This window comes from Enterobacter sp. 50793107, from assembly GCF_001463365.1.
In the GTDB taxonomy this organism is placed as follows: Bacteria; Pseudomonadota; Gammaproteobacteria; order Enterobacterales; family Enterobacteriaceae; genus Enterobacter; species Enterobacter cloacae.
Map to the genome: position 1 here is coordinate 60,403 of NZ_LNII01000173.1, position 13,618 is coordinate 74,020.

At 52.1% G+C, this 13,618-nt stretch carries 12 protein-coding genes, 3 pseudogenes and 1 CRISPR repeat array; of the genes and pseudogenes, 7 read left to right on the forward strand and 8 right to left on the reverse strand.

The genetic code is table 11. The features are described from left to right. Positions 1 to 51: 51 nt before the first annotated feature. From potF to nfsA, 4 genes and pseudogenes are all read right to left on the reverse strand, one after another. Positions 52 to 1,164, reverse strand: a complete 1,113-nt coding sequence (gene potF, locus APU11_RS25820) for a spermidine/putrescine ABC transporter substrate-binding protein PotF (RefSeq protein ID WP_013097372.1) — start codon at positions 1,162 to 1,164, stop codon at positions 52 to 54. A 351-nt stretch (positions 1,165 to 1,515) separates the two neighbouring features. Continuing rightward, positions 1,516 to 1,992: a YbjN domain-containing protein gene (locus tag APU11_RS25825; RefSeq protein ID WP_003858385.1), complete on the reverse strand. Its 477-nt coding sequence runs from the start codon at positions 1,990 to 1,992 to the stop codon at positions 1,516 to 1,518. Between the two features lie 63 nt (positions 1,993 to 2,055). Beyond that, on the reverse strand, positions 2,056 to 2,958 hold the full coding sequence (gene rimK / locus APU11_RS25830) for a 30S ribosomal protein S6--L-glutamate ligase (protein WP_013097373.1): 903 nt from the start codon (positions 2,956 to 2,958) through the stop codon (positions 2,056 to 2,058). Positions 2,959 to 3,009: 51 nt separating this feature from the next. Then, a pseudogene (gene nfsA / locus APU11_RS25835) lies at positions 3,010 to 3,732 on the reverse strand (nitroreductase NfsA). Positions 3,733 to 3,916: 184 nt separating this feature from the next. On the opposite strand from nfsA, the gene APU11_RS25840 reads away from it, so the two are divergent. Both APU11_RS25840 and APU11_RS25845 read left to right on the forward strand, forming a co-directional pair. Beyond that, positions 3,917 to 4,186 (forward strand): GrxA family glutaredoxin, encoded by a 270-nt coding sequence (locus tag APU11_RS25840; RefSeq protein WP_006809455.1) that lies wholly within the window; start codon positions 3,917 to 3,919, stop codon positions 4,184 to 4,186. Positions 4,187 to 4,460: 274 nt separating this feature from the next. After that, positions 4,461 to 5,088: direct repeats of the CRISPR family, unit length 28 nt; unit sequence TTTCTAAGCTGCCTGTACGGCAGTGCAC. 432 nt (positions 5,089 to 5,520) lie between these two features. Beyond that, the gene (locus APU11_RS25845; RefSeq protein ID WP_058650646.1) at positions 5,521 to 7,032 is read left to right on the forward strand and encodes a hypothetical protein; all 1,512 of its coding nucleotides are present in this window, start codon (positions 5,521 to 5,523) and stop codon (positions 7,030 to 7,032) included. A gap of 27 nt (positions 7,033 to 7,059) precedes the next feature. Here the strand turns inward: APU11_RS25845 and APU11_RS25850 are convergent, their stop codons facing one another. Beyond that, positions 7,060 to 7,443 (reverse strand): inner membrane protein YbjM, encoded by a 384-nt coding sequence (locus tag APU11_RS25850; RefSeq protein WP_013097375.1) that lies wholly within the window; start codon positions 7,441 to 7,443, stop codon positions 7,060 to 7,062. A gap of 269 nt (positions 7,444 to 7,712) precedes the next feature. Between APU11_RS25850 and APU11_RS25855 the strand changes: the two genes are divergently transcribed. Then, the gene (locus tag APU11_RS25855; RefSeq protein ID WP_014169303.1) at positions 7,713 to 9,398 is read left to right on the forward strand and encodes an aspartate:alanine antiporter; all 1,686 of its coding nucleotides are present in this window, start codon (positions 7,713 to 7,715) and stop codon (positions 9,396 to 9,398) included. A gap of 412 nt (positions 9,399 to 9,810) precedes the next feature. On the opposite strand, the gene APU11_RS25860 is transcribed toward APU11_RS25855, so the two are convergent. Then, positions 9,811 to 10,299: a hypothetical protein gene (locus APU11_RS25860; RefSeq protein ID WP_058650647.1), complete on the reverse strand. Its 489-nt coding sequence runs from the start codon at positions 10,297 to 10,299 to the stop codon at positions 9,811 to 9,813. Between the two features lie 393 nt (positions 10,300 to 10,692). Here APU11_RS25860 and APU11_RS27835 point away from each other — a divergent pair, with 393 nt between their 5' ends. Next, entirely contained in the window at positions 10,693 to 11,022 is a 330-nt protein-coding gene (locus APU11_RS27835) for a hypothetical protein (protein WP_080396964.1), read from the forward strand. A 106-nt stretch (positions 11,023 to 11,128) separates the two neighbouring features. On the opposite strand, the gene APU11_RS27560 is transcribed toward APU11_RS27835, so the two are convergent. Next, positions 11,129 to 11,302: a hypothetical protein gene (locus APU11_RS27560; protein ID WP_162780503.1), complete on the reverse strand. Its 174-nt coding sequence runs from the start codon at positions 11,300 to 11,302 to the stop codon at positions 11,129 to 11,131. A gap of 7 nt (positions 11,303 to 11,309) precedes the next feature. Here APU11_RS27560 and APU11_RS25870 point away from each other — a divergent pair. The 3 genes and pseudogenes from APU11_RS25870 to APU11_RS25880 form a co-directional block, all read left to right on the forward strand. Next, a pseudogene (locus APU11_RS25870) lies at positions 11,310 to 12,053 on the forward strand (terminase); the annotation flags it as partial. After that, positions 12,050 to 13,065 (forward strand): annotated as a pseudogene (locus APU11_RS25875) (phage portal protein). The pseudogenes APU11_RS25870 and APU11_RS25875, both read left to right, overlap by 4 nt. Continuing rightward, the gene (locus APU11_RS25880; RefSeq protein ID WP_058650648.1) at positions 13,062 to 13,382 is read left to right on the forward strand and encodes an ogr/Delta-like zinc finger family protein; all 321 of its coding nucleotides are present in this window, start codon (positions 13,062 to 13,064) and stop codon (positions 13,380 to 13,382) included. The pseudogene APU11_RS25875 and the gene APU11_RS25880 overlap by 4 nt, the downstream one beginning before the upstream one ends. A gap of 40 nt (positions 13,383 to 13,422) precedes the next feature. On the opposite strand, the gene APU11_RS25885 is transcribed toward APU11_RS25880, so the two are convergent. Further along, positions 13,423 to 13,618 (reverse strand): IS1 family transposase (locus tag APU11_RS25885; protein WP_000298061.1); only part of this gene is annotated, 196 nt, incomplete at its 5' end.

Here is a 13,618-nt window from a genome sequence, read left to right on the forward strand (position 1 = left end):
TGTGTCGGCCCGGTAAGCGATAGCGCCACCGGGCAACGTTACCAAACGCCGTTATTTCCCGCTTTTCACCTTGGTCCACGCACGGGTACGTACGCGGTCAATTTTTGGATCCTGTACTTTCAGGGTGAAGAGCTTGGCAAACACATCCGCTGGCGGATAGATAGCCGGATTATTACGGATCTCTTCGCTAATCAGTGGCAAGGAGGCCTTGTTACCGTTGGCGTAGTAGACATGGTCGCTGATATGGGCAATCACTTCCGGACGCATCAGATAGTTAAGGAACTGATACGCTTCATCTTTGTTTTTCGCATCGGCAGGCATGGCGAAGACATCAAAGAAGGCCAGCGCCCCCTCTTTCGGAATGAAGTAGGAGACATTCACGCCGTTTTTCGCCTCTTTCGCACGGTTAGCCGCCTGCCAGACGTCCCCTGCCCAGCCAATTGCCACGCAGATGTCGCCGTTAGCCAGGTCGTTAATGTACTGTGAAGAGTGGAAGTAACGGATATTCGGACGCAACTTCAGCAACAGATCGGTCGCCGGGCCGGTGTAATCATCCGCCTTGTTGCTGTTCGGATCTTTGCCAAGATAGTTCAGCACGGTGGCGAAAATCTCTTCCGGGGCATCCAGGAAGGAGACGCCGCAGCTTTTCAACTTGGCGAGGTTCTCCGGCTTCAGCACCACGTCCCAGCTGTCCAGCTTGACGTCCGGGCCCAGCGCCGCTTTGACTTTATCCACGTTGTAGCCAATACCGGTGGTCGCCCACAGATACGGCATGGCGTATTTGTTCTCCGGGTCATGCTTAGAGACCAGCTTCAGCACTTCCGGGTCGAGGTTTTTCCAGTTTGGTAACTTGCTCTTGTCCAGCGGCTGGAAAACGCCTGCGGTCAGCTGACGCTCCAGGAAACTTGCGGACGGTACCACCAGGTCAAAACCGGTGCTGCCTGCCATCAGTTTGCCTTCCAGCACTTCGTTGGAATCGAACACGTCGTAGACCACTTTAATGCCGGTCTCTTTTTCAAAATTAGCCACCGTGTCCGGGGCAATATAGTCAGACCAGTTATAAACATGCAGCGTTTTTTGTTCCGCAGCGAGCGTGCCGGCAGAGACGGCCATCAGAGCACCCGCAACCAGACCCGATAACCATTTTTTATTCAAGGCGATCATAGTGTTATTCCTTCTGAAAGCTCGTTAACAAACGAACTAAAACTGTGCAATCTGGATATATGCAAAAATCATGCATAGTTTGTCGCTCTGCTCAAAATAAAAAGAAACCTCTTTACCCGGCAGGATCCGCTCGCTTTTTTAAGCATCGCAAGAATAACTGTAGCCCGTATCTCCGGCTATAGCCCAGACGAAAAAACGCCTTTTATCAATTTTTTATGCAGGTTATGTCTACGTGATAAGCCGAAATGGCCTTTGAGGAGGTGAAAAATTCTTTAAAGAAAGGTTAAAAGCAGCAGAATAAATGGCGTTATGCAGCCGCTCTGGCAGCGACTGCGCAAAAGTCAGACAGGCTTAGTGAAGAAAATTGGGAGATGCATCATTATTCTCTGCATCGTCTTCCGCGCTGTACAGCAGATGGTGTGCATTGGCTTCCATCATAACCATTGAAATTTGCTCTTCACTCAAACGCATAAACCAGGCGAACTGCTTGAAGGAGAGCCCCGCGCCGGAGAACAAAGACTGGCAAACGACCAGTTTTGGCAGATTATCATCCTGTATATCGAGGAATGCTTTCACCGTCAAAGAACTGGCGTTGATCGCAGAGAGGTCAGAGGCCAGCGCCAGCAGCGCAGACGGCTTAACTTCTGCCAGCGCAGAGAAGAGGATCACGTCGTTAATGAGATCGATTTTGGCATCAAAAATGCCGTCGAAATTCTGCATGTGAGGCAGATGCAGCGCCTGGCAGGAATCACATTCAAAGAAGGTGATTCCGGCATCATCAAGCCATTGACGTAACGTATCCAGTGTTGGAACGACCTGTAAATCCATCGCGGTGGAGCCTCTTTAGTAAAAACTTCGCATAGGGTACTCAAAAAGTGCGCGGTAATCCATTTAACCACCCGTTTTAAGACAGTAGCCCGGCGTGGCATGACGCTCAATCCATGCAATCATTTTACCTGCAATATCGACACCGGTGGTTTTTTCTACCCCTTCCAGCCCGGGCGAGGCATTCACTTCCATCACCAGCGGCCCGCGCGTTGCGCGCAGAAGGTCTACGCCTGCCACGTCCAGCCCCAGCGTTTGCGCCGCTTTCACGGCAATCTCCCGCTCGCGCTCACTGATATCAGCAACCCGTGCAACGCCGCCCCGGTGGAGGTTGGAGCGAAAATCGCCCTCTTTCGCCTGACGCTCAATGGCCGCCACCACCTCATTGCCCACCACGAAACAGCGGATATCGCGCCCTTTGGCCTCTTCGATGTACTCCTGCACCAGAATGTGCGCATTCAGGCCGCGGAAGGCGTCAATCACGCTCTCTGCTGCCTGTCGCGTCTCTGCCAGCACCACGCCAATACCCTGTGTGCCTTCCACCAGCTTGATGACCAGCGGCGCACCGCCCACCATGTCGATCAGATCGCTGGTGTCGTCCGGGGAGTGAGCGATGCCGGTGACCGGAAGATCGATACCCTGGCGGGCGAGCAGCTGCAGCGAGCGCAGCTTATCCCGGGCGCGGGAAATGGCGACAGATTCGTTGAGAGGATAGCTGCCCAGCATTTCAAACTGGCGCAGCGCGGCCGTACCGTAATAGGTGATCTGCGAGCCGATGCGGGGGATCACCGCATCAAAATGCGGTAGCTTGCGGCCTTTGTAATGGATCGAGGAAGCAGCAGGGTCAATGTTCATATAGCAGGACATCGGATCGAGGATCTCAATCTGATGTCCGCGTTTTGCCGCCGCTTCTCGCAGGCGTTTGCATGAATAGAGCGTTCCATCCCGGGACAAAATGGCAATTTTCACCCTGCACCTCTCTAAAGACATGGGAAAAGCCTGCGTATCATACCGAATGGACTAGCGCGTCGCCCAGCCCTGTTTGTGCAGATAATCGAGAATAAACGGACGATTTTCTTTAATGATGGTACGGCGGATGTGGTCGCTCCAGGTATCGCGGCGGTTATTGCTGCCGCGCGTCATGTAATAATGCGCCAGCTCTTCATCGTATTGATTCAGAACATCCAGGTCGACCGGCTGGTAGTGGTTTTAATGGACCAGCATCGCTGCAGGCAGGCGCGGCTTGAGATCCGGGTTGTCAGCAGGCCAGCCGAGGCAGAGACCGAACAGGGGCAGGACGTGCTTCGGCAGCTTCAGCAGTTCGGTTACGCTTTCAATATTGTTACGCAGCCCGCCGATATACACGCCGCCTAATCCCAGCGATTCCGCCGCCGTGAAGGCGTTTTGCGCCATCAGTGCGGTATCGACCACGCCCAGCAGCAGCTGTTCTGCCAGCCCCAGCTCGGCTTCAGGGCAAATTTGCAGGTGGCGGTTAAAGTCAGCGCAGAATACCCAGAACTCGGCGGCCTGGGCTACATGCTTCTGCCCGCCCGTGAGCGTCACCAGCTGCTCGCGCATGGCCTTGTCGGTAATGCGAATAATCGAACTGCACTGCAGGAAGCTGGAGCTGGAGGTGGCTCTGGCGCTGTCGATGATGGCCTCACGCTGCGCCTCGGTAATGGGCTCATCGGTGAAGTGGCGGATAGAACGGTGGGAACGGAGCAGGTCAATTGTTGGCGTCATCGTCTCTCTCTTTGTCTTGCTTAATACGTGTGGCAGCCAGTATAGGCAATGATGCGCGGCATGTAATTGGCGAAACATAGCTCAAGGATATTAAAGCGACAGGCGAAACCTACTTTAATGACGGCAGGTTATCGTGCACTATACGTGTCATTCGCCGTCAGGCTTGTTTTTTGAGGAGAGAGAAATGTTTGCAGTAATTTTTGGTCGTCCAGGATGCCCTTACTGTGTGCGCGCAAAAGAGCTGGCTGAAAAACTGACTGAAGAGCGTGATGACTTTAACTTCCGCTATGTGGATATCCACGCAGAAGGCATCACCAAAGCCGATCTGGAAAAAACCGTGGGTAAACCGGTTGAAACCGTACCGCAGATCTTCCTCGATCAGAAACACATTGGCGGCTGCACCGATTTTGAAGCTTACGCTAAAGAACATTTGGGTCTGTTTGCCGCTCAGTAATCACTAAGCAAACCCCGCGCCCTGACGTGGGGTTTTATCTATTTGCCAGTTATTGCTTTTTCGCTTCACCCAATAGAACTGAACCATATGAAGCATGGATTAGCCTGTTAATCCAGCACGCGTCTTGCGTTTTGCCCTACCATTTCCTTGAAATTTTGGCCGATTGTAGGCCGGGTAAGCGCAGCGCCACCCGGCATTGTTGACAGCCAGGTTGCTATAAATCTTCCTGAACGGCAGTAAAAATGTCTCTGCTCCCGGAACTGTCGGTTAATTCTTTTTAAGCTGCCTGTACGGCAGTGCACACACCGCCCGTCTGCCGCTGCCATTTATTTGCTTTCTGAGCTGCCTGTACGGCAATGCACACTTCCCTGTCGTGAACGAGCTGCAGCCGGAATTTCTAAGCTGCCTGTACGGCAGTGCACACTGTCTGAAAAAAGGGACGGCCAGACCTACTTTTCTAAGCTGCCTGTACGGCAGTGCACGCAGTCAGCCGGCGCTTATACGTGCGGAGGCTTTTCTAAGCTGCCTGTACGGCAGTGCACCTGGTGGGCTGGCTCAAGCGCTTAACGCGCCATTTCTAAGCTGCCTGTACGGCAGTGCACGTTATGAGTTTCACCAAAGGGTTCAGTATAACTTTCTAAGCTGCCTGTACGGCAGTGCACCAATTTCTACCCCATCCCCCTTCTGGGGCCATTTTCTAAGCTGCCTGTACGGCAGTGCACCTTCTGGCGGTGTGGTGGTCGTGGTCGATGGTTTTCTAAGCTGCCTGTACGGCAGTGCACGTGGTGACGTGCTGAATGTGACAGATCGTAGCTTTCTAAGCTGCCTGTACGGCAGTGCACGGGTGCAATGTATGACATACCGGGGTAAAAATTTTCTAAGCTACCTGTACGGCAGTGCACTGAAAGCAAACATCGCTATCCTATTGTCATAAAAGAAAATAATCAATTCTGATGCCTTTAACCCTTTTTTCTACTCATTCAGTTCATCGTTAATAAATCAACAACTTACAAGGCCTTCCCTAAATAGGGTTTTGACGCATTTCGTCAGGACAGACCTTTCAATACCCCCTTGCGTATTTCTTCACAAATGATCTTTACGATGAAGTCCGGGCTCCCCACCTCAACCTGTTACGCAGACAACTTAAAAATAAATCTATAAAAATAAATATATTAAAAATTTTTCATTTTCTCTGGCGAAGCCGGGCGGTCTGATTATACTTTCTGAACGAACTCAAAATACTGTATACATATACAGTAAAATTGTGTTCCGGGCAGGACGTCGCCTGACGCTGGGCAACGCCCGTTATTCAGGTTACCCCGTGGAGATACACCATGAACCCTGTCGTGAATACTTATCTCGCCGCCCCTAAAGCCGCTATCACACACTTCGACTCTTCTCAATCTGACTCGCTGCCGTTTCCGGTTCCGTCGGGTGAAAGTACAGTGCATGCGTCGTTACCGCTCACGCCTGCTCTACCGCAGGCGGTCAATGGTCCCATTAACATCATGACCCTCGCCTCCCCCTCACCCGATTATATGTGGGGAGTTACCTGGACCGGCATTACCTATATCAGTACCAGCGGTAATGCCTTTACACCCGTAGCGCGCCTGCCCGTTCCGGGACTGACTCAGTTTCCCATAGACCTGCTGGTGACACTGCTCACCCAACCGCTGGATTCACCTGGCGTGATCGAAGGAATCACTTCTCAACTCTCACCGGTTACCCCTTCCGGGGGAATTAACAGTGCCTATTGCCTTGTGGATAACACCAATACCTTGTTCGCTAACTACGGCACAAAAGTCTATGCCGTTGGGTTGAACGTTCCTGATTTACCGTTATTGGGGATAGGCATTAAACGCACGCTGGATACCTCGGCATTTATTCCGGAAGGACAGGCCATCACAGGTCTCGTGTTGACCTATGACGGGAATCTGGTTGTGCTGGGCACGCGGTCCATTTCGGTCGTTTCTCGCACCTTCTCTGGCCCGGTGCATACCCTGACGCTGGGAGCCGATGAGTATGTTTCGAACTCGGCGGCGGTAGATGAACACGGCGGTATTTATGTCGTCTCGGATAAGCTGATGCATAAAGTCGTCTGGACAGGCAGCACGCTCTCTGCCGATCCGGCCGATGGCGCATGGGTAACTTCTTATCCCACCGGTGATACCTACCCGACCATCTTCGGCTCGGGTTCAGGGGCTACGCCGACATTAATGGGGTTCGGCAGCGATGCCGATAAGCTGGTAGTGATCACCGACGGTAAGAAGCGAATGAGTCTGGTGGCTTTCTGGCGCGATGCGATCCCAACCGGGTTTAGCGAGCGCATTGCGGGGATCATCCCGGTAACCTGCGGTCTGCCGCTGAGCACTGAATACATCCAGAGTGATCAGTCCGTGGCGATTCAGGACTACGGTGCCTTTGTGGTCAATAATGTGGGCGCAGGCACCGGTACGGGAGTCGCCCTTACCGACGCGCTGGCGCGCGGCCCGATCCTTGATTCCCCTCAGGGCGTTGAGCGCTTTGCCTGGGATCCCGTCAGTCACAGCTGGAGCTCAACCTGGAGCCGGGCTGATATCTGCTCCAATACCATGATCCCGGCCATCAGCTCTGCGAGTAATACGGTTTATACCAGCGGTTACTATCGCAATAACGGCGGATGGAAGGTGGTAGGTATGGACTGGAATACCGGGCAAACCGTGCACAGTACCGTATTTAACGACAATATCTGCGGCAACGGCATTTACGCGCAGATGGAGTTTATGCCGGATGGCGATCTCCTGATGAATAGCATCCTGGGGCCAATGAGGGTGCAATTGCCCGGCGGAACCGTGCTGCCGTTATGAGGACGCAATGAGGGCGCAACGGCGTCCTCATTCTTTTTTATTGTGTAACCGTTGATGCCGTATCAGAGTGCGAAGAAACAGGAAAAACAGCGCACCGAGCGCGCACCAGAATACGCCGCTCAGCAGCCAGGCCAACTCCTGCCAGAGGCTTCGCGTGGACACAAAAAGCAACCGCATCAGCACCAGGCACAGCGGTGCCGCCAGCATTGCCCCTAACAGCGGCTTAACAACCTCGCCCTCGCGGGAGAGAAAACTCGCGGCCACGCCAGGCAGAATGAAAAAGAGCAGTCCCAGTTCCGGATGCCCGGAGGCTCTGAATGCCCCCTTAACATTAAACGCTAATGACATACAGACAACGGTGAACAGTAAGAAACAGCTTATCGCCCCTGCCCATTTTCCTTTAATGTTCAAATTATCCTCCTGACTTCTCTATCAAATAAAGTTTCGTCGCGTGGACACCCGATCGGATAAAGTTATGCGGCAATCCTTGCCAAAACCCGCATACGGTTATGCGATAATGAGTAGCCGTTGGTAGCTAATGCGATTAAACTATCCAGCTGCTATTGTCTTAGGGAATTTTTTGGCCGCAGGGAGTGTAGAAGTATTCCCTGGCACTGAAAACAGTAGCCCAAAATGTCCTTTCATTCAACAACTTACTGGTAAACAAGAAGTTAGCCTCCGTGAATATAAACGTCGCAGACTTGTTAAATGGGAATTACATCCTGTTATTATTTGTGGTACTGGCGCTGGGCCTTTGCCTGGGTAAATTGCGCCTGGGTTCAGTACAACTTGGTAATTCCATTGGCGTTTTAGTCGTCTCCTTATTATTAGGTCAGCAGCATTTCAGCATTAACACAGACGCGCTTAACTTAGGTTTTATGCTGTTTATTTTTTGTGTTGGTGTGGAAGCGGGTCCTAACTTTTTTTCCATTTTCTTCCGCGACGGCAAAAATTATCTGATGCTGGCGCTGGTGATGGTCGGCAGTGCGCTGCTGATCGCGTTAGGGCTGGGTAAACTATTTGGCTGGGATATCGGGTTAACGGCCGGTATGCTGGCAGGCTCCATGACCTCGACGCCGGTTCTGGTGGGTGCAGGCGATACCCTGCGCCATTCCGGTATGGCCGGGGCACAGCTTTCTACCGCACTCGATCACCTGAGCCTGGGCTATGCCCTGACCTATCTGATTGGTCTGGTGAGCCTGATTGTAGGCGCACGCTATCTGCCGAAACTGCAGCATCAGGATCTGCAGACCAGCGCCCAGCAAATCGCCCGCGAGCGTGGTCTGGACACGGACTCCAAACGAAAAGTCTATCTTCCGGTGATCCGCGCTTATCGCGTCGGGCCAGAGCTGGTCGCCTGGGCGGACGGTAAAAATCTGCGCGAGCTGGGAATTTACCGCCAGACGGGTTGCTATATCGAACGTATCCGCCGTAACGGCATCCTGGCGAACCCGGACGGCGACGCGGTACTGCAGATGGGCGACGACATCGCCCTGGTGGGTTACCCGGATGCCCACGCGCGGCTGGACCCAAGCTTCCGTAACGGTAAAGAGGTATTCGACCGCGACCTGCTCGACATGCGTATCGTCACCGAAGAGATTGTGGTGAAAAACCACAACGCCGTCGGCCGTCGTCTGGCGCAACTGAAACTGACCGACCACGGATGCTTCCTGAACCGCGTGATCCGCAGCCAGATTGAGATGCCTATCGACGATAATGTCGTCCTGAATAAAGGTGACGTATTGCAGGTCAGCGGCGACGCACGCCGCGTGAAAACCGTCGCCGACCGTATCGGCTTTATCTCCATTCACAGCCAGGTCACCGACCTGCTGGCCTTCTGCGCCTTCTTTATTGTTGGCCTGATGATTGGGATGATCACTTTCCAGTTCAGCAACTTTAGCTTTGGCATCGGTAACGCTGCCGGGCTGCTGTTTGCCGGTATCATGCTGGGCTTCCTGCGAGCGAACCATCCAACCTTCGGCTACATTCCGCAGGGCGCACTGAACATGGTGAAAGAGTTCGGTCTGATGGTCTTTATGGCGGGTGTCGGCTTAAGCGCCGGTAGCGGCATTGGCCACAGCCTCGGCGCCGTCGGCTGGCAAATGTTGGTTTCCGGACTTATCGTCAGCCTGGTGCCGGTGGTGATCTGTTTCCTGTTTGGTGCCTACGTGCTGCGCATGAACCGCGCCCTGCTCTTCGGGGCAATGATGGGTGCGCGTACCTGTGCGCCAGCCATGGAAATCATCAGCGATACCGCCCGCAGCAATATCCCGGCGCTGGGTTATGCGGGCACCTACGCTATCGCGAACGTACTGCTTACGCTGGCAGGTACGCTGATCATCATCATCTGGCCTGGACTCGGATAACTCTTAACTTTGCGCGTATCGAAAAAATTTTCGTTACGCGCAGAACTTTTTTATCAGGGGGCAGTCATAACTAGTGCCACTGCTTTTCTTTGATGTCCCCAATTTGTGGAGCCCATCAACCCCGCCGTTTTGGTTCAAGGTTGATGGGTTTTTTGTTGCTTTAAAAAACACCTTTTAAATTCAATCAGTTACATGCATGAAATTGGCTCACTGGCGACAGATTTTTGCATGTCAGGTTTGATTCCACAAAATCGAGCTTTAAGCTCACCCGCCTCTGATTTTTGAAGCTCCGTATGAAAGCACATAGCCAACTATCAGTGCCCCAAAACACCCGGCGAATTTCATCCATGTACTTTCAAACCAGAAGAATGACCCCATAGCAAAAATCACAGCCAGAAAGGTGATGGTTCCCTCAATTGCGTGGGACATAAACGATTTTACAAATTTCATTCTGTATTCCTTTGCAATCAATAGGGTGTCCTTCAATGAACACCAGGTAAGGTTCTAGCTGCTGTTCAACGAGAAAGTAGACCATATCCAGATTCTCTTTTGACACCCTCGCGTATGTAGAGGGATATTTGGCTTTCATCCGTCTTGACGCTCTGGCTGATTCTTCAATGATTCCCTGAAACATCACGACGTTTAACGCGGCTGAAGCGCTGAACCGGATAAAATGTTTGTACGCCTGATCAATTGCCAGACGGTTCAACATCCGATTTGTGGTTGTTTGTGCCAGAGCTATTTGCCCTGCTGTTCGCCCACCAACGCTCCCGGCTCCGTAACCCAATTTATTGTTTACGGCCTCTTTACCATCGTCATTGAGTTTCTGATAGAACGACGTGAAAACGATAGTTATCAGTCTGCGTAATGGTGATTCAGCATTACCCAGGCTCTTGAGCATATAGAAAAAACGCTCCGTCTCAGCCTGGTTTCTTTGTTTAGCGCTATACCCGGCAAGCCCGCTTCCCTCCCAGCTTCTTATAACATGTAAGCTGTATTTGGTATGGAAGAGATCCCATCGAGAATCCCTAATGCAACCTATTTAGCATCCATATCTTATCCGTATTTTTCTGACCCCGAACAAAGGATAATCAAAGGTTACGGGCGCTTCCAGACGTAATTTTTCTGTTTCTCAGAAAACCTTAATTTCCCCCTGTACTGCGCCAGCTCTGCCCTTTCTCCCGGTTGCTCCGTAAAGACAAGAAACCAAAATGCTCCTCCAAACCTCACGTAAAATTATTTTTCCTATTATTTATCTGTTTGTTATGACTTTCCTTAGATCCTCCGCAGATCCATGAAAGTGAAAAATAATGAAATTCTATTCAATCTTTTCAGTTCCGGTTTTCAGCAAAGCCGCCAGCACTGGCGCGGTCTGGTTTGTAGAAAAATAAAACTGAAAAATTTTTATGATCCAAAAACCGCAGGCGGGTGCGGTGTAGTGCGATTTTGGTCTGTGCATCATTTTTTTGGCTACGCTGTGACGCGCCAGCGCCCTGCTGTGCGCATGATCTTTTTTAAGGATGGCATTTACTGCTTGATATGGCTGAACGCGCCAGAGCGCCGCTGGTTGTACGTAATGATATCCGCTTGTGAGGATAAGAGGAGAGATATCCCCGCCAGGTGATGAGGGGAATAAAAAAACCCGCTTGCGCGGGTTATGTTCTGGACAGGTTTACTAGCCAATTACCGGGGAGTGTTTGCCATTCAGCGTGTCCGCTTTCCCCCCTGTATTACGGATGACTCCCGCGTTGGTCGGTGCTCTCGTATTGCTGTGCGTGTGGCTTGCCGTCCGCGTCCAGCAGCTGCACGTCGACCGCATAGCGGGAGCGGAACGGATCGGAGAAATTGCCGCTTTTCACTGCCTCAACGGGATTCATCACGCGGCCAAACTTGGGCAAATGCATCCCGGATGGCTTCAATCTGGCCAACATCGAGAAGCTGCGCAACCGCTACAACACCGCCACGTTCGAGATGCTTTATATGTGCGTGTTCGTGGACAGCAAGGATTCCGTTTTCAGCTTTTCCGATCTGGAAGCGTGCGGCGTGGAGGTGGACACCTGGCAGGATCATAATCCGGATGCAAAACGGCCGTTTGGAGACAGGCCAGTCTGGGGCGGCTTTGACCCGGCACGCAGCAGCGATTTGTCGTGTTTCGTGGTTGTCGCTCCACCGATGTTCGCCGTGGAAAAATTCCGCATGCTGAAGGTGACTTACTGGAAGGGCATGAACTTCTGCTATCAGGCAAATCAGATCGAAAAGCTGTTTGACCAGTACAACTTCACTTATCTGGGCGTGGACGTAACCGGAATCGGTCAGGGTGTATTTGACAACATCCAGCACTTTGCCATGAAGGTTGTTGTCCCGATCCGCTACGACATGAACACCAAAAATCCGCTGGTACTGAAGGCCGCAGACGTGGTGGAAAACCAGCGTATTGAGTGGGACAAAAACCTGAAGGAAATCCCCGCCAGCTTTATGTCAGTGCGGCGCACTACCACGCAAAGCGGTAACGCCATGACCTTTGTTGTAGACCGCAGCCAGGCCACTGGCCACGCAGAGGCATTCAGGGCAATAACCCACGCCCTGTATAACGAACAACTTAACTACGAAAATAAACCAAAATCCCGCTGGGGTATAAGGAAACAGGCAGCATGAGCAGAAAGAAACGCTTTGTGAAACGCGAACAGCGCGGCGATAAGTCCAAAAAAATGAGCATTATCAGCTTTGGCAAACCAGAACCGGTACTGACCACCGGAACCGATTACCGGGAAATCTGGTACGACAACGCCGCTGATCATTACACCCAGCCGATTGACCGCCTGGCGCTGGCGCAGCTTATCAACCTGAACGGCCAGCACGGCATAATTATCCACGCACGTAAAAACATGGTCACGGCGGACTATCATGGCGGCGGCCTGACGTTCAACGAACTGGAGGCCGCTGTTTTTGACTACCTGACGTTTGGTGATATCGCTGTAGCCAAAGTCCGCAATGGCTGGGTGATGTGATCGGGCTTCAGCCGTTGCCGGGGCTTTACCTCCGCCGATGAAAGGAGAGAGAAAACGCGGAGACCGTGCCAGGGGATTACGTAGTTTTACAGGAAGGTGAGCCGCTAGCGTTCCCACCTGACGATACCATTTTCATCAAAATGCATGGCCCTCAGCAGCACATCTATGGTCTGCCGGACTACATAAGCGGCGTTCATTCTGCACTGCTGAACAGTGAGGTGGTCATTTTTCGCCGTCGCTACTACCACAATGGTGCATACCCGTGGCCCCAGCATGACGGACGAAATGGAGGAGGAGATAGAACAGCAGCTGCGAGACAGCAAGGGGATCGGCAACTTCCCCACCATTCAGGTGAACATCCCTGGCGGAGACGGTGACGCGATCAAGTTTATAGAGATGGGGGACATTTCGGCCAAAGATGAATTTGCGAGCGTTAAGAACATCAGCGCCCAGGATATTTCCCGGCCGGGCTTGCAGGTATCGTTCCGCAGAACACTGCCGGGCTGGGCGCCCCTGAAAAGATTGAGCGCACCTACAAAAAGAATGAAGTGCTGCCCATTCAACGCCGCCTGGCGATGGCCATCAACAGCGATCCAGTAATTCCGCGCCACCTGTATTTGAAATTTGCTGAAGAAACAACGGTGAAGGGTGCAGCATGATACAAAAAAGGCTAAAATCTAGGCATTATTTGACAGCCGGAGAATGGAATATGAGAGTCCTGAAGATTGAATGCCCGGAATGCGGCTCTAAGGCTGTGATTCGCAAAACTAACCGGAAGCAACGCCAGATTGCGGATATCTACTGCGCGTTGGCAGATGTGGAGTGTGGGCACACTTTTGTGATGAATTTAACTTTTTCCCACACTCTCAGCCCCAGCGCTAAAACTGGGGATGTGATAGTTCAGCCCCTTCTGAATCACCTTTCACCAGCACAAAAACAAATGGCGCTGGACTTACTGAAAGCACCAGCGGCATAGTACTTCGTTTTCCATTTGCTCAGTCGGTAATGACTCCAACTTATTGATAGTGTTTTATGTTCAGATAATGCCCGATGACTTTGTCATGCAGCTCCACCGATTTTGAGAACGACAGCGACTTCCGTCCCAGCCGTGCCAGGTGCTGCCTCAGATTCAGGTTATGCCGCTCAATTCGCTGCGTATATCGCTTGCTGATTACGTGCAGCTTTCCCTTCAGGCGGGATTCATACAGCGGC